This window comes from Pedobacter psychrodurus (genome assembly GCF_032678585.1).
Taxonomy (GTDB): Bacteria; Bacteroidota; Bacteroidia; order Sphingobacteriales; family Sphingobacteriaceae; genus Pedobacter; species Pedobacter psychrodurus_A.
The window spans coordinates 1-22,566 of record NZ_JAVTSN010000064.1 but is presented as its reverse complement, the minus strand read 5'-3'; the positions used below and the strand labels follow the sequence as shown (position 1 = coordinate 22,566).

The 22,566-nt window shown below is 41.7% G+C and carries 22 protein-coding genes; 10 read left to right on the top strand and 12 right to left on the bottom strand.

Features of this window, described 5'->3' with window-relative positions; translation table 11 throughout:
- The 6 genes from R2S57_RS27630 to R2S57_RS27605 all read right to left on the bottom strand — a co-directional run bounded on the left by R2S57_RS27630 (nucleotide 1) and on the right by R2S57_RS27605 (nucleotide 4,859).
- A complete protein-coding gene (locus tag R2S57_RS27630; protein WP_316848148.1) occupies nucleotides 1-675 on the bottom strand; it encodes a carboxymuconolactone decarboxylase family protein in 675 nt (224 codons plus the stop codon).
- Nucleotides 676-749: 74 nt separating this feature from the next.
- On the bottom strand, nucleotides 750-1,379 hold the full coding sequence (locus R2S57_RS27625; protein WP_316848147.1) for a flavodoxin: 630 nt from the start codon (nucleotides 1,377-1,379) through the stop codon (nucleotides 750-752).
- A 77-nt stretch (nucleotides 1,380-1,456) separates the two neighbouring features.
- On the bottom strand, nucleotides 1,457-2,464 hold the full coding sequence (locus R2S57_RS27620) for an alpha/beta fold hydrolase (protein ID WP_316848146.1): 1,008 nt from the start codon (nucleotides 2,462-2,464) through the stop codon (nucleotides 1,457-1,459).
- 67 nt (nucleotides 2,465-2,531) lie between these two features.
- Entirely contained in the window at nucleotides 2,532-2,987 is a 456-nt protein-coding gene (locus tag R2S57_RS27615; protein WP_175632619.1) for a cupin domain-containing protein, read from the bottom strand.
- A 23-nt stretch (nucleotides 2,988-3,010) separates the two neighbouring features.
- The gene (locus R2S57_RS27610) at nucleotides 3,011-3,994 is read right to left on the bottom strand and encodes an aldo/keto reductase (RefSeq protein ID WP_316848145.1); all 984 of its coding nucleotides are present in this window, start codon (nucleotides 3,992-3,994) and stop codon (nucleotides 3,011-3,013) included.
- Nucleotides 3,995-4,007: 13 nt separating this feature from the next.
- Entirely contained in the window at nucleotides 4,008-4,859 is an 852-nt protein-coding gene (locus R2S57_RS27605; RefSeq protein WP_316848144.1) for an aldo/keto reductase, read from the bottom strand.
- A gap of 166 nt (nucleotides 4,860-5,025) precedes the next feature.
- Here R2S57_RS27605 and R2S57_RS27600 point away from each other — a divergent pair, with 166 nt between their 5' ends.
- The gene (locus R2S57_RS27600; protein ID WP_316848143.1) at nucleotides 5,026-5,922 is read left to right on the top strand and encodes a helix-turn-helix domain-containing protein; all 897 of its coding nucleotides are present in this window, start codon (nucleotides 5,026-5,028) and stop codon (nucleotides 5,920-5,922) included.
- 5 nt (nucleotides 5,923-5,927) lie between these two features.
- On the opposite strand, the gene R2S57_RS27595 is transcribed toward R2S57_RS27600, so the two are convergent.
- Both R2S57_RS27595 and R2S57_RS27590 read right to left on the bottom strand, forming a co-directional pair.
- Nucleotides 5,928-6,683 carry a LytTR family DNA-binding domain-containing protein gene (locus R2S57_RS27595; protein ID WP_316848142.1) on the bottom strand — a complete coding sequence of 252 codons (756 nt, stop codon included), beginning with the start codon at nucleotides 6,681-6,683 and terminating at the stop codon, nucleotides 5,928-5,930.
- Nucleotides 6,680-7,738 carry a sensor histidine kinase gene (locus R2S57_RS27590; protein WP_316848141.1) on the bottom strand — a complete coding sequence of 353 codons (1,059 nt, stop codon included), beginning with the start codon at nucleotides 7,736-7,738 and terminating at the stop codon, nucleotides 6,680-6,682. The genes R2S57_RS27595 and R2S57_RS27590 overlap by 4 nt, the downstream gene beginning before the upstream one ends.
- A gap of 262 nt (nucleotides 7,739-8,000) precedes the next feature.
- Between R2S57_RS27590 and R2S57_RS27585 the strand changes: the two genes are divergently transcribed.
- The 9 genes from R2S57_RS27585 (at nucleotide 8,001) to R2S57_RS27545 (ending at nucleotide 17,391) form a co-directional block, all read left to right on the top strand.
- Nucleotides 8,001-9,257: a PQQ-dependent sugar dehydrogenase gene (locus R2S57_RS27585; protein WP_316848140.1), complete on the top strand. Its 1,257-nt coding sequence runs from the start codon at nucleotides 8,001-8,003 to the stop codon at nucleotides 9,255-9,257.
- A gap of 61 nt (nucleotides 9,258-9,318) precedes the next feature.
- A complete protein-coding gene (locus R2S57_RS27580) occupies nucleotides 9,319-9,750 on the top strand; it encodes a nuclear transport factor 2 family protein (protein ID WP_316848139.1) in 432 nt (143 codons plus the stop codon).
- 25 nt (nucleotides 9,751-9,775) lie between these two features.
- Complete coding sequence (locus tag R2S57_RS27575; protein WP_316848138.1) at nucleotides 9,776-10,936, top strand: aldo/keto reductase; 1,161 nt, start codon at nucleotides 9,776-9,778, stop codon at nucleotides 10,934-10,936.
- An 89-nt stretch (nucleotides 10,937-11,025) separates the two neighbouring features.
- Nucleotides 11,026-12,555 (top strand): carboxylesterase/lipase family protein, encoded by a 1,530-nt coding sequence (locus R2S57_RS27570; protein WP_316848137.1) that lies wholly within the window; start codon nucleotides 11,026-11,028, stop codon nucleotides 12,553-12,555.
- A 105-nt stretch (nucleotides 12,556-12,660) separates the two neighbouring features.
- On the top strand, nucleotides 12,661-13,311 hold the full coding sequence (locus R2S57_RS27565; RefSeq protein ID WP_316848136.1) for a hypothetical protein: 651 nt from the start codon (nucleotides 12,661-12,663) through the stop codon (nucleotides 13,309-13,311).
- A gap of 29 nt (nucleotides 13,312-13,340) precedes the next feature.
- Nucleotides 13,341-15,599, top strand: coding sequence for a xanthine dehydrogenase family protein molybdopterin-binding subunit (locus tag R2S57_RS27560; RefSeq protein WP_316848135.1), 2,259 nt, complete (start codon nucleotides 13,341-13,343; stop codon nucleotides 15,597-15,599).
- A 25-nt stretch (nucleotides 15,600-15,624) separates the two neighbouring features.
- Nucleotides 15,625-16,086, top strand: coding sequence for a (2Fe-2S)-binding protein (locus tag R2S57_RS27555; protein ID WP_175632608.1), 462 nt, complete (start codon nucleotides 15,625-15,627; stop codon nucleotides 16,084-16,086).
- On the top strand, nucleotides 15,995-17,086 hold the full coding sequence (gene moaA, locus R2S57_RS27550; protein WP_316848134.1) for a GTP 3',8-cyclase MoaA: 1,092 nt from the start codon (nucleotides 15,995-15,997) through the stop codon (nucleotides 17,084-17,086). Before R2S57_RS27555 ends, moaA begins: the two co-directional genes overlap by 92 nt.
- 116 nt (nucleotides 17,087-17,202) lie before the next feature.
- Entirely contained in the window at nucleotides 17,203-17,391 is a 189-nt protein-coding gene (locus tag R2S57_RS27545; protein WP_316848133.1) for a hypothetical protein, read from the top strand.
- Nucleotides 17,392-17,801: 410 nt separating this feature from the next.
- Here the strand turns inward: R2S57_RS27545 and R2S57_RS27540 are convergent, their stop codons facing one another.
- The 4 genes from R2S57_RS27540 to R2S57_RS27525 all read right to left on the bottom strand — a co-directional run bounded on the left by R2S57_RS27540 (nucleotide 17,802) and on the right by R2S57_RS27525 (nucleotide 22,042).
- Nucleotides 17,802-18,485 (bottom strand): DUF2490 domain-containing protein, encoded by a 684-nt coding sequence (locus tag R2S57_RS27540; protein WP_316848132.1) that lies wholly within the window; start codon nucleotides 18,483-18,485, stop codon nucleotides 17,802-17,804.
- Nucleotides 18,486-18,636: 151 nt separating this feature from the next.
- A complete protein-coding gene (locus R2S57_RS27535; RefSeq protein ID WP_316848131.1) occupies nucleotides 18,637-19,605 on the bottom strand; it encodes a gluconolaconase in 969 nt (322 codons plus the stop codon).
- A 1-nt stretch (nucleotide 19,606) separates the two neighbouring features.
- Entirely contained in the window at nucleotides 19,607-20,806 is a 1,200-nt protein-coding gene (locus R2S57_RS27530; RefSeq protein WP_316848130.1) for a PQQ-dependent sugar dehydrogenase, read from the bottom strand.
- 648 nt (nucleotides 20,807-21,454) lie between these two features.
- Nucleotides 21,455-22,042, bottom strand: coding sequence for a DUF4142 domain-containing protein (locus R2S57_RS27525; RefSeq protein WP_316848129.1), 588 nt, complete (start codon nucleotides 22,040-22,042; stop codon nucleotides 21,455-21,457).
- Nucleotides 22,043-22,566: the final 524 nt, after the last annotated feature.

Here is a 22,566-nt window from a genome sequence, read left to right as displayed (position 1 = left end):
TTATTCTTTCTTTTTACTGTCTAAAACGACGTTGAGGACTTTTTGCGTGGCCTTAGATTTCTTTTTGCCGACAATTGGTTTGATCACCCTAACAAATTCTTGTAACTGAGCCGGCGTGAGCCCCACATTCATGCAAATATTCAAGTGTGAGGACAACATTGGTTCAGCCTCACCGATACTGGCGATTACTGATACGGTCAATAGTTCACGATCTTTGAATGTTAGTACATCCCTTTCGAAAATATCTGCAAACAAATGTTCCTTCAGGAACACTTCTATAATAGGCGAGAACGCTGCATAACCTTTTTTGGGTCCGGTCTCTTGTATGCCGGTCAGCTTTTCCAGTACTATCTTTCCCCGATCATACTTGTTATCATTGGTGCTTACCGGAGATGCTTCCAAACCTAATGGATCGTTAAGTCCTTTAGCTTTCCGCTCGTCCAATACAGACATAAAGGTTTGTAATGCCCTGATACTACGTGGAAAGCCGCAGTATGCATAACAATGTACGATGGCTTCCTTAATTTCATTGATGGTAAGGCCGGAGGTTAAACCTAGGGTCATGTTTTCTTTCAAACCCTCCAAATCACCATTTGCGGTCTGTGCTGCAATCGCGATAAGGCTCCGTTGCTTTGCATTCAGTGAACTTACCATTATATTTTCCTGTGCAGACATTTTTGAAATCAGAAAAAATATACTACCCAGAAATAGTGCCAGAGACTTAATGTTAAATATTCTCATTGCTGTTCTTAATTTTTAACCTTGATTTTTTCCAACCATTTGATGATTTCTTCTTTCGCCTTTGTTTTTTTGTCGCCTTGCATGACAAAATATACACCATCCCTTTCTTTTCCGCCCTGAATGGAAAAGCCTTCGAGTATAGTGCTTGACGGCGCCAGTTCTTTTACCGTCTGAAAAGTACTTCCTATGCCATAGCCGGCATTGGTGTTGAAGGGAATAAGGGTCTTTCCTTTAAGATCATGTTGCCTTAAAAAACTTCTCATAGGAGGCGGGAGCTGCATGCCCCAGGTTGGAAATCCCAAAAATATCACATCAAACTTTTCTATGCTATCTATTTTGGTTTTGAGAGGGGGCAGGTAACCATCAGCGTTTTCCTTTGCTACCTGATCTACAATTGCCTGATAGTTTTCCGGGTAAGGCTTTTGTAACTCCAATGAAACCAGTTTTCCGCCAACTTCCTTTTGAATAAGTTCTGCGATAGCTTTGGTGTTATTGGTTCTGGATAGATAAACGATCAAAATGTTTTTTCCCTCTAACCTTTTCTCCGTTGTGGAAGAAGGGACCTGGGCTTTTGTACAGCTTGAAAGCATGCAAATCACTATAGCGATCACCATGCCGGGATGAATTATTGTTTTCATAAGCGATTTCTTTGACAACAAATTTCCCCAATTTTAATGCTTCGAGGGTATATGAATTACGGAGATTGCTACCAATTTTACTTATCCAGACCTTTCTCTTTCAGCCAGGCAGATAAAAGATCTGCAATCTCAATATTATTTAGGTCAGAAAAGGCAAAATGGGTATTGCCTTTTATCCCGATCTCAGGAAGATGCACAACTTTAGCATCTCCACCATATTTGTTTATCGTTGCAGCCCATATCCTGGCCATCTCCAGACCTGAGCGCCAATGGTCACTATTCCATGTCGTGGAGGGATGATTAGCAATGTTATCACCATAGTAAATAATGATTGGCAGCATTGTCAGTTTTTTAAAATCATCCATTGGGATTTCGGCCCCTACCAGTTCTCCGAACAATCCTGAGGACTTTATCGGTTTAGGCAATTCATTTTTTGGAAAAACGAAACCACTGTATGGCTCGTACGCAACTACGGCCTTGACATTTTGATTTTGAATTGCAATAATCCAGCCCGGACCACCACCCTGGGAATGGGTGACCAATATACCTTCGCCGATTTTATCAAATAGGCTCGAAACAGCATTGGCAATAACCTTGCCGTCAAACGGGCCTGTATTTGGGGTCATCTGCCGATAAAACTGTTCGAGTGAAGCAGGATCTTTTGGAAACTGTACACCATCGAAATATTGCGGATAGTTACCGATCCTGAACTGGGTGAACCAGAACTGTTCGTCAGCGAGTGGAGATACGGTGGCTTGGATGATACTTTTACCCGCTTCGCCGCGGCGTGGCTGGTCCAGGAGATAAACGCTATAACCTTTGCGAAGAAATAGATTCTGAAATCCTTCCCGTCCATCTGGCGTTGTCTCCCATGTTTTTTTTGACTGACCGGCGCCATGGAGAAATACCATTGGATATTTCCTTGGTTGCTCGGGGATCTGGTAGAATGCGTAGGCATGGTCGCCATGAAAGGTTTGCCCCGCAGAATCGAGGGCATTACTAACGTTAAACTCCCCGGTTACAGTCTTTTTTGTGCCCCCGATAGAAAAGCTTCCCTGCTCCCTGATCACCAGGGATTGTGACATCTCATTTTGCCTATCTGACTTGCACGCTGAGAAAATAAAGGGAATAAAAAATAGGAGAAATATTGAATTACTTCTTACCATAATACTCATCGTCTGAAACCTTTTTTAGCCAGATGGTTTTTCCTTTTGCTGATGGCGAGGTGGCAATATAGGTAACTCCTGTTTTTGGTGTTGCACCATGCCAATGTTCCACTCCCGGCATACATTTGATCACATCACCTTTTTTTACCGTCCTTTTTTCTTTGCCTTTTTCCTGGTAATATCCTTCACCGTCGGTGATGATCAGGATCTGACCACCCGGATGAATGTGCCAGTTCAGGCGTGCATCGGGGTCAGATATTGCAACAGAAGTTCCATAAGAGAATACACTGTCGGGCGCATTAAGCTCTGTGAGCCATACGTTGCCCGTATGATGCACATTTGGAGATTTTTCTCCTTTTGGAAATATCGGAGTATTCTGGGCAAATGTAACTTGCGCCATTAGGCCACCCAGAAGACACGTTAAAAAAAATAACTTTTTCATATCTGATTTGTTAGTTGTTTTTATTATTTATTAATCATTTGCTGCGCCTGTGCTGTATAGCGATGTCCCTGAATTTGGATGTTGGATACTGCGGTCTCGATTTCCTGAAGATCGTTAGTAGATAGCTCCACATTTGCCGCTCCAATATTTTCTTGAAGACGGTTCAGTTTTGTGGTTCCCGGAATCGGGGCTAACCATGGTTTTTGCGCCAGGAGCCATGCCAGTGCGATCTGCGCATTGGTTGCATTCTGTTTTGTGGCAATTTTGCCGAGCAGATCAACTAATACCTGGTTTGCTTTTCGGTTTTCTTCAGAAAATCTTGGAACGGTATTGCGAAAATCGGATTTATCGAAACTTGTTTTTTCATCAATCTTACCCGTTAGGAATCCTTTGCCAAGTGGGCTAAATGGAACAAAGCCAATCCCGAGTTCCTCAAGTAGGGGCAGGATTTCCTGTTCGGGTTCTCTCCACCATAATGAATATTCGCTCTGCAAAGCCGTTACCGGTAATACTTCATTGGCTTGCCGTATAGCAAGAACCCCCGCCTCCGAAAGCCCGAAATGTTTTACTTTTCCCTCAGCGATCAGATCTTTTACAGTACCGGCTACATCTTCCATCGGTACATTAGGATCTACGCGGTGCTGATAGAAAAGGTCGATTCGATCTGTGCGCAGTCTTTTAAGCGATGCTTCAGCCACCGCTCTTATTGTTTCCGGGCGGCTATCCAGGCCTTCAGTGGTCCTGGCATTTTTAAAGCCGAATTTAGTCGCGACTACCACTTCGTTTCTAAAGGGTTGAATCGCCTCCCCCAAAAGTTCCTCATTCGTATAGGGTCCGTATACCTCAGCGGTATCAAAAAATGTTATTCCCTGTTCATATGCTGATTTAATCAGTTCGATCGCTTTACTTTTTTCTGCTGCCGGTCCGTAACCGAAACTAAGGCCCATACATCCAAGGCCCAGGGCTGATACTTCCAGCCCGTTTTTGCCCAATATTCTTTTTTTCATAATGGTAATTTTATTATTGATTTAATTTTCGCTCGCCCAACCATTTTACCATTGCCGGATCACGGTGGTCGAAGAAACTGCTGGTACCGGAATCAAGCGTTTTGATGGTTTCCATTTCTTCGGCGCTTAATTGAAAGTCGAAAATGTTGATGTTTTCCTGCATACGCTCTTTACGAACAGACTTTGGAATGGCTACGATACCGCGTTGGGTAAGCCAGCGCAATACAACCTGGGCAATCGATTTATTGTATTTCTTCCCAATGCCACCAAGTACCTCATTTTTGAACATATCGTTTTTACCTTCTGCAAAAGGCCCCCAAGATTCAATCTGCACCTTATTGTCGTTCATAAACTGATGTGCATCTATCTGCTGATGGAAAGGATGCGTCTCTACCTGATTTACAGCAGGTACAACCTCGTTATGGATAATAAGATCAATTAGTCGGTCGGGCTGAAAATTGCTGACGCCGATGGCCTTTACTTTTCCTTCTTTATATAGTTCTTCCATTGCCCGCCATTCACCATATACATCGCCATAGGGCTGATGGATAAGATAGAGGTCAAGATAATCGAGTTGTAGTTTTTTAAGGGAGTTCTCAAATGCAGTCTTGGCACCTTGATAGCCATTCGAATTTATCCATAATTTCGTGGTCACAAAGAGCTCTTCTCTATCGATCCCGCTTGCCTTTATTGCTTTTCCAACAGCTTCTTCATTCATGTACGATTCAGCGGTATCAAGCAGGCGATACCCGCTATCTATCGCATCGATTACGCTTCTTTCACATTCCTTAAGATCAGTTACCTGAAATACCCCAAATCCCAATATAGGCATCTCGAGGCCGTTGTTTAATTTTACTGTTTCCATAGATAAATTATTCTAGTCTTAAATATAGAGTACAAATATCCGACCCGTTGATGGTTCAACAGGTATACAGATTCCTGCTTTTACTACCAATTTTACTGATAGCACTTCTAATCTAATTATAACACTATTGAAATTGTTAAGTTTGTATTAGTAAAGAGATAACAGGATGGAAAAGGAATATAACTTCAAGTCAATCAGTGAGTACAATGATTTCAACAACCATGAGACCCATCATCCGCTGGTGAGTGTGATTGACTTTTCGAAGGCCGAGGAGCGTTCGGGAAGTAAAATGGATTTTGATGTCTATTGTATCTTCTTAAAGGATGTGAAGTGCGGCGACCTCAAGTATGGACGTCATTATTATGATTATCAGGAGGGCACACTGGTTTTTATTGCTCCAGGGCAAACAGTTGATGTAGAAAATAAAATAGATATTTATCAGCCTAAAGGCCACGGCCTGGTATTTCATCCGGATCTGATCCGGGGTACTTCGCTGGGAAAGGCATTGGCCGATTATCATTTCTTCAGCTATCATACCAGCGAGGCTTTGCATCTTTCCTCAAAAGAGAGACAGCTGGTTTTGGATCTTTTTGCAAAGGTAGATGCCGAACTTCGCAATGCGATTGATAAACATAGCAAGAAACTGATTGCATCTACTATAGAACTTTTGCTGAATTATTGTGAGCGTTTTTATGACCGGCAATTCATTACCAGGGATATTGTAAATAAAGGCGTTCTGGAAAATTTTGAAGCATTGCTAAATGGCTATTTTCTATCGGAAAAGCCATACTCAATTGGCCTTCCTTCAGTGGCCTATTGCGCCGAGGAGCTGCATTTTTCTGCAAATTATTTTGGTGACCTCATCAAAAAGGAGACCGGGAAAACCGCACAGGATTTTATCCAGGAAAAAATTATTGAGGTTGCCAAGCATAAAATATTTGAAACCGATAAATCGGTTAGCGAAATTGCTTATGAACTCGGCTTCAAATACCCACAGCATTTCATCAGGCTATTCAAAAAGCGTGTTGGCAGTACCCCAAATGAATTTCGTGCCTTAAACTAATTGTATTATAGTACCCATTTGTTTAAAAATGTATTGAAAGATTCCTTGAACTGTTCACTAACATAAATGGTTGTGTCGCCCACAAGTACCGATGTTTTAGTGGCAGATTTGATAGCAGAGGTTGAAACGATAAACGACCGGTGAAGCCGGATAAATTGATTTATCGGTAATTTTTCCTGCAGTTTTTTAAGGCTGGTCAGTGTAAGCAATGCTTTGTCTGAATGCTTGAGATGAATTTTTACATAATCCTTAAGACTTTCAATATATAGGATATCTTCTATTTCCACTTTGACCAGCTGATGCTCAACTTTTACGTAAACATATTGCTTGACGTCTTCCGGCTGGGAAGTAATACGCTCGGGTTGAACCAGGCTATTTTCCTTCATTATAAAATAATCATAGGCTTTGGTGGCCGCCTTTGAGAAGTCGACAAAACTAAATGGTTTGACAAGATAATCTAGTGCATCTACCCTAAAGCCCTCCAGGGCATACTGGTCGTAAGCGGTTGTAAATACTACCCTCAAATTTTTTTTCTTGTCCGATTGCTCGATGATCCTTGCCAGCTCAACGCCGTTCAGGTCTGCCATGCGGATATCCAGAAAAACTAAGTGCAGGGTAGGGTCGGCGTGAATATGCTTTAAAGCATCCAGCGCATTGTTGAATTTTGCTGCTAACTGCAAAAACGGAGTTCTGGTTATGTAGGAACTAACGAGGGTTAGTGCAGCTGGCTCATCATCGACCGCAATACAATTTATTTTCATTTACTGATTTTTAAAGTGATGCTGTGTTCCATTGCATTTTCATCCCGGTCGATTTCCAGACTGTACTTTTCCGGATAAAGCAGATCCAGCCGTCGTTTGGTATTGGCAATGCCGATTCCAGGATCTTCATCGAGCTGCTTGCCAAGGGTTTCAAAGAGCGAATTTCGAACTTCGAACTTCAAATAATTGTCCACCACGGATATACCAATAAATATATAACTGGGCTGAATGGCACTGATGCCGTGTTTGAAAGCGTTTTCGACGAAGGGCAGCAAAAGCATCGGCACAATCTCCATATTTGGCAAATTAGGCTGTTTATCAACGATTATTTGCACTTCAGGAGATATCCGGACTTTCATAAGCGCAATGTAATCCTCAATGAAATCGATTTCCTTATGTAACGAAGTTCGCTCACCCCTAGTATCATAAAGGACATACCGCATCATGTGGGATAGATTGTAAATTGAACTCTTGGCGGCGGGCTGATCGGTATCCATCAAAGCATATATCGTGTGCAGGGTATTGAAAAAGAAGTGGGGATTAATCTGTGCTTTTAAAAAGGATAGCTCTGCGCTGATTCTCTCCCGTTCAGATGTTTCATAGGCAAGCTGGTTTCGATGCATTTTTTTTGCAACAGCCGAGATATAACTTAAGGTAATGAAAACTACAGAAACCGTAATGACTATCGTGGTATCCCAATGATCACTGGCCCAAAACTTTTGTCCTGCCGCGGTATAGGCTTTCTCCATTTCAGCATAAAGTTCAACTGCCTTCCTGATCGAGCGAAGAAATATTGGAATAATGTAAACTATCAGGCAAACGATAATGAAATAAAGGAAGCCGAACCGTTTATTTGCCAGTTTTGGGAAAAGCAGGTACAGGTTTCCAAAATATAATATGGTATAAATAGCATATTCAATACCCTGCTTTATCCAGAACACTGCGGGCATTTCCACTGATTTTGTAAGCGGAAGAAAAAAACCGATAAACAATGCGATAACCGCAACGAAGTCGATGCTAAAAACCGCCTGGAATATTTTGTGATAACGCGTCATGAATGACTTAAAATTATAATTATTTTCTTTGATGTTTCAATATACATTAAATCTCAACCATCAATTTGCAAAGGAGCGATTTTTATCCCGAAGTTTTTTTTCTACTAGACAGTCAGGCGAAATACATAGATGAATTGAAATAAATCATCTATCGCTCCTATAAAAACAGTTGCCATCTATGGAAATCCTTAAACCATCTATGAAATTTCCTGAACCGTCTATTATAAGACTTGATATCTAAACTAAAACTGTTTATTTGAGTATGAACCTACCTATATTAAACTATTCGCGGATCATACTGGTCATTTGCACTGTCACTTTTACACTGCTTTCCTGTTCGAAAAAAAGTGAACCTGATGCCGGGGAGCCCGCACCTACTGTTCCAACTTCCGGCTCGTCGGTAGAGCGGAACCCTCCCAATTCAAGTTACAGCCCTGCCTTTACCGGACAGACCAGAATTTCTGCTGTAAATACTTCCACACGGATTCGTACAACAGTAGTCACCTCAGCGCTCGTTGCCCCATGGGGAATAGCAGTAATGCCAGACGGCAGGTTCTTGATCAATGAAAAGGCGGGACGAATGAGAATAGTAAATGGCAGCGGAACGATCAGCGAACCAATAGCAGGGGTTCCTGCTGTTAATGCAAATGGACAGGGCGGGTTACTGGGTATATGTCTTGATCCGGATTTTTCAAGCAATAGAATGGTTTATTGGTCTTTTTCTGAGCCAACTACCGGTGGGAACCGCACCTCAGTTGCTAAGGGAAGGCTTTCAAGTGATGAACGGTCCTTAGAGGCAGTAACGATAATCTACCGTTCTACACCGGCATATAACGGGGTAAATCATTATGGAGGAAGGGTGGTCTTTGATCCATCCGGTAATTTATTTGCCAGTACAGGCGAACGTGCAGATAATGTGACCAGGGCCCAGGCTCAGTCTACAAGCGCATCTATCGGTAAGGTGATCAGGATCAACCGGGATGGGCAACCTGTCGCCGGAAATCCCTTTACAGGCCAGCCAGGTGCGCTACCTGAGTTATATTCCATCGGTCACCGAAATCCCCAAGGGCTGGCAATTCATCCGGTAACTGGTGAACTTTGGCAAAGCGAACATGGTCCTCGCGGAGGAGATGAGTTAAACAGGATTCAGCCAGGTGCCAATTATGGCTGGCCGACAATCACATATGGACTGGAATATAGCGGGCAGCCAGTGCTTACCGGAATTCAGCAAAGAGATGGCATGAGCCAACCTGTGTATTACTGGGATCCAGTGGTTTCACCAAGCGGTATGACATTTTATAAGGGTGAACGAGTACCTGAATGGCGAAACAATCTTTTCATAGGTTCCTTAAGCGGAATGCATATTGTGCGTTTGATAATTGACAATAACCGTGTTACCGGTGAAGAGCGGCTACTTGCAGGGGAAAGCCAACGTTTTCGTGATATTACTCAGGGAACTGATGGTGCATTGTACGCCATAACAGATCAGGGAAGATTATATAAGATAGATAGAGAATAGATAAATCAATAATAAATTAAATATGAAAAAAGTATTTTTTAGCATTTTAATACTAATAATAATGTTCAATGTTGCTAATGCACAATCCACTACGCCGACAAAATCAGAACAAGAGGTACTTGATCTTTCAAGAAAAAAATGGGTATGGATGGCAGATAAGAATGTAGACTCTTTAGGTAAACTATTTGATGCAAAAGCAATGTTCGTGCACATGGGAGGTAGTTGGGGGACCGAAAGAGAACTCAATGTGATTAAATCAGGTGGCATTCACTACAAGAAAGCAGAAGTATATTCTGCATCGGTAAATATCATCGGCAATACCGCTATTTTATTGAATGACATTGATCTGGTCGCAGTTCTTGGCAGCAATGAAGTGATCAATCCCTTCATGGTTACAGAGGTGTATGTAAAGGAAAATGGCAAGTGGAAAATGGGATCGTTGACGTTTTCGAAACTGTCAAGGGCAGTAAAATTGGCTGTCAAAACAAATTAATTTTAACACCGAACCTTTTATATTTATGCAAGATCAGGACAACAACAAATTCTCACAGAACTTCAATAGGAGAAGTTTACTGAAAGGAGGACTTGCGCTCGCGGGACTCTCCATGATGCCAGGTATTACAACTGCTGCTAATGCTGAGTCAGAAGTTAAGCACTTAATGGCAAAACCAGGAAAAAGGATGCTGGGTAAACTGGAGGTCTCTGCTATCGGTCTTGGTGTTCAAAATATGCACCGGACTTATCAGACAACAATTCCATCGAGGCCTGAAATGCTCAATATTATCAGAAAGGCCTACGATGCAGGAGTAACGTTGTTTGATACGGCTGAAGCATACGGTCCTTTTGAATGTGAAAAGATATTGGGTGAGGCAACCTCATCCTTCAGAAACAAAATTGTAATTGAGACCAAGTATGGCTGGAACATTGATCAAAAAACCGGGCAAAGATTGCCTGGCCTCAACAGTCAGCCAACCCATATTAAGGAAGTTGTCGAAGGGATGCTCAAACGCCTTCGAACCGACAGGATTGATCTCCTTTACCAACATCGCGTAGACCCGGCTGTTCCAATCGAAGATGTGGTGGGGGCTATCCAAGACCTGATAAAAGAAGGCAAGGTATTGCACTATGGTTTGTCCGAACCAGGCGTACAAACAGTCAGACGAGCACATGCAATCCACCCGGTAACAGCAATTCAAAATGAATATTCGCTGTTGTGGCGTGGACCCGAAGAAAAAATCATTCCGCTTTGTGAGGAACTGGGGATTGGCTTTGTGTGTTGGAGCCCGCTTGGAGTGGGGTTTTTAACAGGAGCAATTGATGAAGGCACTCGCTTTGCACCAGGAGACATTCGTGCAACAGAATCCAGATTTGCAAATGAGAACCTATCTAACAACTTGAAACTGGTAAGTCTTTTAAAAGACTGGGCAGCTAAAAAGCAGGCAACGCCTGGCCAAATTTCACTTGCCTGGCTACTTGCAAAAAAGCCCTGGATTGTACCGATTCCGGGAACTACACAAATGGTTCATATGCTCGAAAATACCAGAGCTGCTGATGTTAAATTTTCTGCCGATGAGCTTAAAGCTTTCAATAGTGAGTTAGCCGGTATTTCTGTTAAGGGGCTTCGTTTACCGCAGATGGTGCTTAACTTTTCTGATGTGGAAGCTCCAATTAAAAAGTAATTAACTACGAATCATAATTTATGAAACTATTTTTTCTCTCTTTGGCCATTTCTATTAGCTTTTCTTGCTATGCTCAGCAGGCCGGCCCGGTGGTAACAACCAAGTACGGAAGTCTGCAAGGGATCAACGAGGGCGAAGTTTCTATATTCAAGGGAATTCCATTTGCTGCTCCGCCTGTTGGAGAAAACCGGTGGCGCCCGCCTCAGCCACTTGCCGCGTGGAAGGGGATTAAGGATGCGAGTAAGTTTGGTGCAGACCCGGCCCAAATGGGATTTCCAAGAGACGGAAACAAAATTTCGGCAAGCTCTTCGGAGGATTGTCTTTTTCTAAATATCTGGCGTCCGGCTAGTGCTGTTAAGGATGCAAAACTGCCTGTAATGGTCTGGATATACGGAGGGGCTTTTGTTTTTGGAAGTGGTGCTCAGGCGGGCTATTCAGGCGTCAACTTTGCAAAACAGGGTGTTATGCTCATCACTATCAATTACCGTTTGGGCAGGCTGGGTTTCTTTGCTTTTCCTGCATTAACCAATGAAAAGAAGGATAAGTTCAAAGGCAGTTATGCCTATATGGATCAGATAGCGGCGCTGAAATGGATTCAGGAAAATATTTCTGCCTTTGGCGGAGATCCAAAGAACGTCACTATTTTCGGTGAATCAGCGGGCGGAGTATCGGTACAATCCCTGCTAACCATTCCCAGCGCAAGGGGGCTGTTCCAAAAGGCCATCGTTGAATCAGGCGGCGGACGCAATGGAGTGTTGACGGGACGACCAATCAGCAAAGAAAATGCTGATCCCTATTATCCGCTCTCTGCAGAAACCATTGGCGTAAATTTTGCCAAAAAGCATGGCATTGAAGGCACAGACGCGGCAGCACTTGCCAAACTTCGTTCGCTTAGTGTGGAGGATGTTATTGACGGCGGACAGGAAAGCAACGGCCCGGGAGGCGCACCGACTTATTCAGGGCCAATCCTGGACGGTAGTTTGGTTACTGAAACAGCAGAGACCGCTTATAAAGCAGGCAAAATACCAAGAGTTTCACTGATCATAGGCTCCAATAGTGCCGAGGTTGAAGCAGGGTTTATAAGTGCAAATTCAAAAGAGGAATTGTTCAATCTATTTGGTGCTATGGCTGCAGAGGCCAAAGCCGTCTATGATCCGGACGGCAGTACAGATTTTGCCAAGGTGCGGACAATGGTAATAACAGATAAAGTATGGGCAGAGCCAGCCCGGTTTACTGCTGGCGCATTTTCGAAAAAAGACGCGTCTGCCTATGTGTATTTGTTTTCCTATATCTCGCCTGGCGCAAGAGGGCGAATGCGTTTCGGGGCTGCCCATGCATCGGAAATCTCCTATGTATTTGACAACCTGACGAGCAGAAACGGAGCGCCAATCGATCCTCATGATCAGCAGGTGGCGAAAATGATGAATAGCTATTGGAGCAACTTTGCAAAAACCGGAGATCCCAACGGACAAGGATTACCCAAATGGCCGCTATATGTCCGAAAAACAGGAGAGGTACTGGAAATTCAGGGCGACGGATCTGCAAGTGGGAAAATGGACCCAGTTAAATTAAGAACAGAATTGATTGAAAAAGCAATTCGCTCAGGTAATCTGCATTAGATAAATCAATATATGCCCATAATTGTGTAGAGGTTTAATTTTCAGGTTAATAGATGATAAGTGACCAATAATATCAGTATATTAGAATAATAACAAAACATACATATGATTGCCAGACCAAATAAAGACAGCAAACATCGTGGCGCTGTAAGATCATTACTCGTGGTCACCATACTATCTTCAATTGTGGTTTTAATGGCCTTTGGAGCAGATTCTCTAACAGTTGATAGTCGGCCAAACGAGGTTAAGCCTATTGTGGTTAAGGACAGCATCGCCTCGGTAACTGCTTTCAAACAGGTTTATGCAGTATTGATGAGTCCGCGATGCATGAATTGTCATCCATCAGGTGATGTCCCTTTGCAGGGTGATGACAGCCACATACATGCAATGTTGCCAAAAAGGGGTAAAGAAGGTAAAGGTGTTTACGCGATGAAATGTTCAAACTGCCACCAATCCACCAATACGCCAGGTTTGCATACCCCTCCGGGAAATCCTGAATGGCATTTACCTCCTGCAAACATGAGAATGGTTTTTCAGGGCAGAACCGAGAATCAACTGGCCAGGCAACTTATGGATCCCAAAACGAACGGAAACAAAGACTTGAAAAAACTTATTGCCCATGCCGACGATGGCCTTGTTCTTGCCGGATGGAATCCTGGCGAGGGACGTACATTGCCGCCAGTTTCCCATGCAGATTTCAAAAAAGCCTGGATTACCTGGCTTACCACTGGCGCTGTTGCGCCTCCGGAAAAATAATCAGATTATAAATTATTAAATCTTAACAGATGGAAATAAATAAAACCGACAACAGCAGGCGTACCTTTCTGAAAACATCATTGATTGCAACAGGTGGGTTAATGATCCATTTCAGCGGACTGGCCAAACTGGCTTTGCCCCACAATGACAATGGATTGCCGGCAGCGCAGTGGACAGAAATTAACGGTTATATCAAAATTGCTGCGGATAACTCCATTACGCTTATCTGTCCAAACCCGGAATTCGGACAGAATGTAATGACTTCGCTGCCAATGATTGTTGCGGAAGAACTTGATGTTGACTGGCAAAATGTTACGGTGGAAATGGGCCCTCATGACAATGTTAAGCTAGGACCACAATTTACAGGAGGAAGTAATTCCATGCGGATGTACTGGAAACCACTAAGAGAAGCAGGTGCTACAGCTAGAAATATGTTGATGCAGGCTGCATCGCAGAGCTGGGCGGTGCCGATAGAAGAGCTTAAGAGCAAAATGGGCGTTATTTACCATGAAAGGAGTGGTAAAAAAGGCAAGTATGGCGACTTTGCATCCAAAGCAGCTGCGATGCCTGTACCAAAAGGAGTGAAGTTAAAAGACGTGAAGGATTTTGGTATTGTAAGAAAGTCCCAAAAAAATGTGGAAGGGAAAAAGATAATAAGTGGAAAACCACTTTTTGGGCTTGATTACAAACATGAGGGTATGCTGATCGCAATGATTCAGCATCCACCAGCTTTCGGTATGAAGCTGAAATCTTATGATGCTTCCCAATGCCTGAAAATGCCCGGGGTTAAAGATGTGTTTAGCTTGAAACTTTATGAGGATGGCTTTGCCCAGGGTGGCTTTGATACGAGAACTTTTAATGAACTCCTTGTTGTTGTAGGTAAAACGACCTGGGAAGTGATGAATGCAAGGAAGAAGCTAATTGTTGAATGGATGCCAGCTGGCGATGTAAAAGATACAATGGCGGGCCGGGGAGAAAACCGAACAGTTGTTGTTCCGGGTGAGTTGGAAAGTACCGAAAATCAATATAAAAAAATGCTGGAGTATGGAGCACGGCCAGCCCAGTTGTTGCGCCGGGATGGCGACCCTGAGACCGGTTTCAAAAATGCGAAAACGATTATTGAGCGTACATATACAGCACCTTTTCTTGCGCATAACTGTATGGAACCGATGAATTTTTTTGCTCACGTTACAGACGATAAGGCACTATTGGTTGGACCACTTCAGGCGCCCGGCTGGACAGAGCCTACACTGATGAAAGTGCTCAACCTTCCTGCCGATAAGATAGAAATACAGATGACCAGAATGGGTGGCGGCTTTGGGCGCAGGGCCTACGGGCATTATCTGATCGAGGCGGCCCTGATCTCTAAAAAAGCGAAAGTACCAGTTAAGCTGATCTACTCACGAGAGGATGATACGACCTATGGTATTTATCGTCCTATGTATACCGCTACCTACCGGGCAGCACTCGATGAGAATAAGAAGCTATTAGCTTTTCATGTTAAAGGCGGCGGCATCCCTGAGCATGCCGTTCATGCGAACCGGTTTCCTGCCGGAGCAATTGACAATTATTTAGCAGAGGGATGGCAGATTCCTTCAAATATTACGATAGGTGCTTTCAGGGCACCCCGATCTAATTTTGCAGCGGCCGCTGAGCAATCTTTTCTGGATGAACTGGCTGAAGCCATGGGAAAAGACCCAATTGATTTTCGGCTGGAACTCTTAAAAAGGGCAAAAGACAACCCGGTTGGGAAAAATAATGAATATGATCCTGCCCGTTACGCGGGTGTGCTGAGCTTAGTAAAGGAGAAATCCGGATGGTCAAATCCCCTAAATAAAAAATTTAGCCGGGGTGTGGCTGCCTATTTCTGCCACAACTCTTATGCAGCACATGTTGTAGATATGGTTTTAAAGGATGGTGACCCTTATGTGGAACGTGTTTTCAGTGCAGTTGACGCGGGAATTGTAATCAACCCTGATGCTGCCACTAATATGGTGCAGGGCGCTGTTGTAGACGGAATAGGAAATAGTTTGTATGGCGGGCTTACTCACAAAAATGGTGTGGTTGAAGAAAATAACTTCCATAAATACAGAATCATCAGAATGCATGAAGCGCCGAAGAAAGTCGATGTTTCATTTGTTCAAAACGATATTGACCCAACAGGTCTGGGTGAGCCACCTTTTCCGCCAGTGTTTGGTGCAGTGGCCAATGCGCTATATAAGGCTACAGGAAAACGTCACTATCAGCAACCTTTTGCTATGCCGCAACCCGAACCTACAAGTGTCTAATTTAAATTGGATAATTATACATAATATGATTACTTTAAATATTAATAAAAAGGAATATAAACTTGATGCTGATCCCGAAACACCACTCTTGTGGATACTAAGAGATCACGTTGGCCTTGTAGGAACGAAATTTGGATGTGGCGTTGCGCAATGCGGAGCCTGTGTGGTTCATTTGGATGGAGAGGCTGTTCGTTCCTGTGTAACAAAGGCCAGTCGTGCCCAGGGCAAAAAAGTGGTAACAATTGAAGGTTTGTCCGAAAAAAATAATCATCCCCTGCAAAAGGCCTGGTTGGAACTGGACGTATCGCAATGCGGCTACTGTCAGGCCGGGCAGATCATGTCTGCTGCCGTTTTGTTGAAAGAAAATAAGAACCCTTCAGATCAGGATATTAACGATGCCATGGCAGGAAATATTTGTCGTTGCGGAACTTATCTTCGAATTAGGGATGCGATCAAGTTGGCAGCAAAAGATAGCATCTCAAAATAAATTATTACTAAGAAACCATATGATATCAGATTCCTTCGGACGTATACATGACTATCTTCGAATATCCTTAACAGATAATTGTAATTTTCGCTGTTTTTACTGTATGCCGGAAGAAGAATATGATTTCGCGCCAACTTCAAGATTAATGCAGACAGATGAAATTATTCATCTGGCCAGGATATTTGTAGAACAGGGGGTAAAAAAAATACGTTTGACCGGAGGAGAACCTTTGGTTAGAAAGGATGCTGCTTCAATTATTTCTGAGTTGGGGAAACTTCCGGTAGAGCTTGTAATTACTACAAACGGAACAAGAATTGCAGAGATGCTACCAGTTTTGAAAGAAGCAGGAATTAAGAGTATAAATATCAGTCTGGATACATTACAGCCCGAAAAGTTCATGCTTATAACCCGCCGGGATGTTTTTCATCAGGTTCGCAGCAATATAGAACTGCTGCTTCAGGAGAAAATCACTGTTAAAATTAATATGGTGGTGATGAAAGGGATGAATGATGGCGAAATTAAAGATTTTATAAACTGGACAAAACATAACCCTATTCAGGTTAGGTTTATCGAGTTTATGCCTTTTAACGGAAATAAATGGACTAGCAATAAAATGTATTCGCTGCAAGAAATTCTCTCTAAAATACAACAAGATTTTACGGTCTTGCCAGTTGGAGGAGTGGCGCACGATACAGCAAAACATTTTAGGATTCCCGGTCATGAGGGTTCATTCGCAATTATCAGTACAATGACTGAACCTTTTTGCAGTACATGTAATCGCATGCGCCTTACTGCTGATGGTAAGCTTAAAAACTGCTTATTTTCTAACGGGGAAACGGATTTGCTTTCTGCACTTAGAAATAAAGAAGAAGTTTTGCCGCTGATTTTAGAATCCATCATGAGTAAGAAGAAAGAATTGGGCGGGCAAATGATTACAGACTTTAAGCATATTGACCCCAATACCATAAAAAATCGAAGTATGATTACTATTGGGGGCTAACCTACAGGTTTGTTTCCTCCCAGATCAACTTGTCATTTTAGACGGTACTTATTCGATTGCAAATTTTAATATTTATCAGGCATATGTGTAATAAATTTAATCCTCCCTATTGATTCATGCAAGATCACGATAGTTTGAAGGTTAACCGTTTAAATGACCTAACGATTGATGAGGTTAAAGCATTAGGTATGTTCAAACATTTTTCTGATGCGGAAGCTCAAGAGGTAATTCGAACATTAAAAAGGTTTTCAAAGATAATCGTTGAAGATCATTTTAAGAAAGAAAATCAAGAAAAGAAACCATAGCGATTTATTAGTTCGAACCATAAGCGCTTGTTAACCAGTGCTTAAAGTAATTTTCGCCGGTTGGATTAACCCAAGCAGGATCGAACTAATAATTGCCTCATTTTCAGTTAGTAATGAATTTATGCATTTTTTTTCGTTTTCATGAGAAAGCATCATGAAAACGAAAAAGCCTTGAATTTGAGCTCCTTTCGAAGAAAGGGTTCGAACTTCAAGGCTTTTTGCCGTTTAAGTAGAGTCAATCCGCGGAAAATCGAACTTTTATGAACATTGTGAGGTGATAGTAAATTTTGAAAAAGTGGTGAAGAATAAAATTGAGGGGCAGTATAGGAAAAAGAAAAAGTTGTAAGTGTTTTATGGATTTGTTAAATGACAAGCTATAATAGGAGTTCACAGTAGGTATAGTATATTACCTAAAAACTTGTTGTAACCATTATTTGCCAAATATTTCTTTTAACGAAGCCTTGTTTTTCTTTTTGTCTCCAATACATATACCCAAATTCTATTCTTTTGTTCCACCGATATCCTAATGATCCAAAAAGCCTGTTTTGATCAAAAAAGCTTCCATTTACGTTTTCTTTTTTTTGCAGATTCATAAACAGTTCATTTTGTAAACCCGTATAAATGCCTTTACTGAAATCTTCATTAGCTAATATTGGTATCTGAGCACTTAGGAACATTCTTCCTCGTTGAGAGAAATTGGTTTCACCTTCTTCTTGCATAAAACGCTGTTCCAACCGGAGCCTTAAACTTCCTTCTATTTTACCGAATGATTGCTGTTTCAGGTATTGCTCAAATATTCTCTGCTCCCCTGAACTGGTTTTAAGATCTTGCTCATATTCCCAACTTCCTAAATAGGCATATCCAAGTGCAATAGAATTTCGCTTGTTTAAATTATAACTCAACGCACCACGCAATAAAATTCCTGATAAATAGCCCAACTTATCTGCAGAGCGTAACTGAAAGTCTGCTCGTATATCTAATTTTTCACCTAAAGATTGCTTATGGCTAATAAAAACCCATCCGGCATTCTCGAATTGAGCGAACAGACGCGTAGTACAAAATAAAATTAAAATTACAATCCCTAATTGCTTCATATCCGGTTTTACAAAATTCTGCTCTGCTGTAGGTTAGAAGCTTAGCACTCTACTTATTTGAGTTTTACGTTTATCCTGAAAATCTTTTATCCCATGTTCAACCCTAAAAAGAGCAAACAGTATTTAGTTGCTCTTTTTAGGGTTATTGAGTTTACAAAGGTTTATAGTTTACCTTTTGAATTGCAAATTTTTTAACCGGGACTTGGTTGCTATCTAGTAATTGATTGAATTGAGCATTCATCACCCAAATTTCATTGCCGTTTTGTGTAGCTGTAGAAGGATAAGTAAACCTATCTGTGGCTAATGTAGATGCCTTTACATTTGCGGTCTTCCAGTTATCAGTTGTAGCCAATTGGAATATTTTATCGCTTCCACCATTTACAACAACGGTTAGTAAATTTTTATCGTTAAGTAAGAGTCCGTCTGCACCTAAAAAGAATTGATTAATCGCAACCTTCGCAATATTTTTCGGATTCTTAATATCGATTTTGTACAGTTCACCTTTAGCGGTATTATCAACAATTAAAAACCCATCAGCATGATAAACAATTCCATTAAGACCTACGCCTTCTGTTTTAAAAAGTTCATCTTTCGCAAAAACTGAGGCTCTACCATTTGGCGTAACTTTGTAGATTGCTCCTGCAAAACTATCGGTTACGTATATATTTTGTTGCTGATCAAAAGTCATATCGTTAGCAAAATGCTTCCCTGGAAGCAGTCCGGATAAGTCGATGTCAGAAATTTTCTTCCCCGTACTTAGTTCCAAACCTATTAGTTTTGCCATCTTTGTTCTTGTGGCAGGGTTGGTGTACTTGCTGTAATTGGCATCACTTACGCAAGCAAAAAGCTTTTTCCCATCAGGATGAATTTTTATTCCATAGGTAGATTTTAGCATTGAATCCTGAAGCAGAATTGTATAGGCTCCTTGAGGGGTAACCTTCCCAATGTTTCCAAGCCTTGCAGATGAAACATAATAATTGCCATCGATTTTGTTATATGCAACACCTTCGGGATAGCTTTCCATGGCATCGAATTCGATCCTTGGCCCTGGCTCCGGACTAAAAGCAGCTATTGCGGCAAGGCTCGCAACCCCGCAGAGTAAATATGTAAGTTTTTTCATGTTAGTTTGATTTACGTACTGCATAAATATTTCCTGATGCATCATCAGAAATGTAAATAATTCCTTCTTTAGTTACGGTAATTCCGGCAGGGCGGCCAAAGCGAGATTCCCCTTGTAAAAATCCAGTTAAAAAATCTTCGGCTTTTACAGCTTTACCATTCTCAAAATGGATTCGTTGAACTTTAAAACCAACCGGCTTATCAGCATTCCATGAGCCATGCCATGCAACAAGTCCGTCACCAGACCAATCTGAAGGGATATTTGCAGCACCCCTGAAAAATGTGAATGCGATTGGAGCCATATGTGCGGTAAGTTCTAATACAGAAGGTTCGGTATTTTTTACAACTGCCTCTTTTGTATTTCCGGCAGGATCTTCGCGACTTTTATCAACCTCACGTTTTCCATAAGCATAAGGAAAACCATAATCAGCACCTTGTTTTATCTGATTGACCTCTTCTGGTGGCCAGTCGCTTCCTTTTGCATCCCCACCGTTATCAATTCCCCAAAGTTCTTTGGTTTGTGGGTGCCAATCGAAACCTATGGTGTTCCGCAAGCCACTGGCATATAGTTTTCTACTCCAACTCTTAGGGTCAACCTGTAGCATCACAGCAGTTTCCTTATCACTTTCCTTACAATCATTACATAAAGATCCAATGCTTATATATAGCATTCCATCCGGACCAAAATCCATTGTACGATTTGGATGTTGTCCGCCATCGGGTAAGTCCTTGATTAAGGTTTCCTTACCATAAATATTAAGTGTTCCATCTGGCTTTACCGGGTATCTGCGTAACTCATTATTATTACATAAATACATCCAATTATCTTTCATTGTAATACCGTGCACACCCTTAAATTCAGAAACAACGGTAATTAAATTTTCAAACTTTCCGTTTTTATCTTTATCTTCCAACAGCAATACATCACCTCCATCTCTTCGCGTAACATAAACTTTTCCTGTTAATGAAGTATATAACATTCTAGGTTTCCCTAAACCCGAGGCGGCAAGTTCTACCTGCCAACCAGGTGGCGTTTTTAGTAGTTTCACCATCTCGGGTTTAAATTCCAATACCTGAGCATACTTAGTTACTGAAACAGATCGGGTAACCTCTTTGGGAGGCAGACCTCGTTGGGCCTTAACGTTTAAGGCATGGCAGATTAAAAGCGCCATAATGACGTAGTAGAATTTTTTGTATTTCATATGTTGGTATTTATTGTTCAACATAAGCTATGAAGTTAAATTTTGAAAAAAACACCAGCCATACAAAATAGGTAGTTAACCCACTTCATTATTTCAGGTAGAAGTTCAATGTATCTGATTGAAATGCTAATTCTTTAATTATCAGCTAATGATATCAGATATTTTGCTGATATGGGCAAGTGCAATACTGTAAAATCTTTTTTAGATGTTTTTGTCCTGTCTTTGATTTTTGTTGCCATTTTTTTGTTCAATGACAAGCTTAGCAGGATTAGACAGACTGGTTGGAAAATGTCGAACCGGTAATGGGAGAGATACAGCTAATTGTTGTATAGTGATCTACGAGCGTAAAAAGGAAACCACATAGGTATGCTGTTTCCTGATGATAGTTAATATGTGGGTGACCAAACTTTTATTAATGTTGTGAAGCGATAGTAAATTTTGAAAAAGTGGTGCAGAACAAAATTGAGGAGCAGTATAGGAAAAAGAAATTATCAAATGTGTTTTCGTTATTAGTTGGTGACCGGCTATAGTGGGATGTGACATCAAGCTACCTCACTTCTACAAAGCTAATTCTTTGACTGAATTGAATTCAATTTGCAGGCTGATTGAATTAACAAGATCCAGACCAGGATCTTGTTAATGTTTGTATTATCCTCCAAGTTCACCAAGTATGCGTTTGGTGATGGCAACATGCTCTTTGAACACGGCAAGTGACAAGGTAGCTAGATGCCTGCCCTGATTTTCTGCAGCTCCTGGCAACTTTCCTTTACTGATATAACTAGCAGCAAGATCACGCAGGAATTCGTGATTTTCCAGTTGTGCGGAAATATAGGCTTTATCAAATTCTGGTCCCGCTGGTGTATTTTTGATTTTTGCAAGTGTGGCTTTAGCCTTTGCGTCCATCGGTGGAACCGGGGTGCCCAAGTCTTTTAGAACACCTGTAACTGCAATGGCTTCCGTAAGCTCAAAGCCAGCAAATTCCTTTGCATTTTTATTGCTTGCCTTAGTGGCCGCAATCTGGCTTGTAGCCAATGAAAGCTCTGCTGGGCCGATAACGCCCATTCTAAAAGCTTTTTCGTTCGATGCAGTCGGATCCCCATTCCACTCAGCTTCTAAGGCATTTGCTTCGGTAATACTAAATAGTGATGCCGCAAGAGAAAGTCCTGTCCCCACAGCAATTGTTCCAGTGATCGACTTTTTTACAAAGTCTCTGCGGCCCGATAGTTCGTTTTCCATATTAGTTATTTTTAATGGTACAACATGGCCTATGTTCACTTGTTTTGGGGAGTTCCAATTACCGTACTTCCAATAGCTCTTCAATATAACCAGATGGTAAAAGAAACGGGGTGTATAGTCTACAGCATGATTCTCAAACAGATATATTAAGCAATGGTAGGTGAAAATAATGACCCGATTTGAAATGTGAGAAAACAGCTGGAAAAGTTTAATTCACGAATTACAAAAGTAAGAGATAAAGTGCTCAATGATGTAATTCTTAACTTTGAGTATCGGAAAATAAAATCGGAATGCGAGAAAAACATATCAATTTTGGAATGAAAACTAAATTGATGAGGCTGTACGCGTTCTAGGTACTTTAAAGGCCGTTTTTGAGGGCAAAAAAAAGGGGCAAACCAAACAAAAATTTGATTTGCCCACTATGGTAGAGTCGACCATTCGTAAAGCTAACTTTTATACTGATTTCGAAGACACGATTCATAGAGTGGAGGCATACTACGAAAAATATGGTGAAGAAAATTTGT

Coding starts and splice junctions, on each gene's coding strand:
- R2S57_RS27575 (WP_316848138.1), top strand. CDS start 9,776: ATGCAAGATCAGGACAACAACAAATTCTCACAGAACTTCAATAGGAGA.
- R2S57_RS27620 (WP_316848146.1), bottom strand. CDS start 2,464: ATGTCACAATCCCTGGTGATCAGGGAGCAGGGAAGCTTTTCTATCGGG.
- R2S57_RS27530 (WP_316848130.1), bottom strand. CDS start 20,806: ATGAAATACAAAAAATTCTACTACGTCATTATGGCGCTTTTAATCTGC.
- R2S57_RS27555 (WP_175632608.1), top strand. CDS start 15,625: ATGATTACTTTAAATATTAATAAAAAGGAATATAAACTTGATGCTGAT.
- R2S57_RS27565 (WP_316848136.1), top strand. CDS start 12,661: ATGATTGCCAGACCAAATAAAGACAGCAAACATCGTGGCGCTGTAAGA.
- R2S57_RS27580 (WP_316848139.1), top strand. CDS start 9,319: ATGTTCAATGTTGCTAATGCACAATCCACTACGCCGACAAAATCAGAA.
- R2S57_RS27600 (WP_316848143.1), top strand. CDS start 5,026: ATGGAAAAGGAATATAACTTCAAGTCAATCAGTGAGTACAATGATTTC.
- R2S57_RS27625 (WP_316848147.1), bottom strand. CDS start 1,379: ATGAAAACAATAATTCATCCCGGCATGGTGATCGCTATAGTGATTTGC.
- moaA (WP_316848134.1), top strand. CDS start 15,995: ATGCCATGGCAGGAAATATTTGTCGTTGCGGAACTTATCTTCGAATTA.
- R2S57_RS27560 (WP_316848135.1), top strand. CDS start 13,341: ATGGAAATAAATAAAACCGACAACAGCAGGCGTACCTTTCTGAAAACA.
- R2S57_RS27595 (WP_316848142.1), bottom strand. CDS start 6,683: ATGAAAATAAATTGTATTGCGGTCGATGATGAGCCAGCTGCACTAACC.
- R2S57_RS27545 (WP_316848133.1), top strand. CDS start 17,203: ATGCAAGATCACGATAGTTTGAAGGTTAACCGTTTAAATGACCTAACG.
- R2S57_RS27540 (WP_316848132.1), bottom strand. CDS start 18,485: ATGAAGCAATTAGGGATTGTAATTTTAATTTTATTTTGTACTACGCGT.
- R2S57_RS27610 (WP_316848145.1), bottom strand. CDS start 3,994: ATGAAAAAAAGAATATTGGGCAAAAACGGGCTGGAAGTATCAGCCCTG.
- R2S57_RS27605 (WP_316848144.1), bottom strand. CDS start 4,859: ATGGAAACAGTAAAATTAAACAACGGCCTCGAGATGCCTATATTGGGA.
- R2S57_RS27525 (WP_316848129.1), bottom strand. CDS start 22,042: ATGGAAAACGAACTATCGGGCCGCAGAGACTTTGTAAAAAAGTCGATC.
- R2S57_RS27630 (WP_316848148.1), bottom strand. CDS start 675: ATGTCTGCACAGGAAAATATAATGGTAAGTTCACTGAATGCAAAGCAA.
- R2S57_RS27535 (WP_316848131.1), bottom strand. CDS start 19,605: ATGAAAAAACTTACATATTTACTCTGCGGGGTTGCGAGCCTTGCCGCA.
- R2S57_RS27590 (WP_316848141.1), bottom strand. CDS start 7,738: ATGACGCGTTATCACAAAATATTCCAGGCGGTTTTTAGCATCGACTTC.
- R2S57_RS27585 (WP_316848140.1), top strand. CDS start 8,001: ATGAACCTACCTATATTAAACTATTCGCGGATCATACTGGTCATTTGC.
- R2S57_RS27615 (WP_175632619.1), bottom strand. CDS start 2,987: ATGAAAAAGTTATTTTTTTTAACGTGTCTTCTGGGTGGCCTAATGGCG.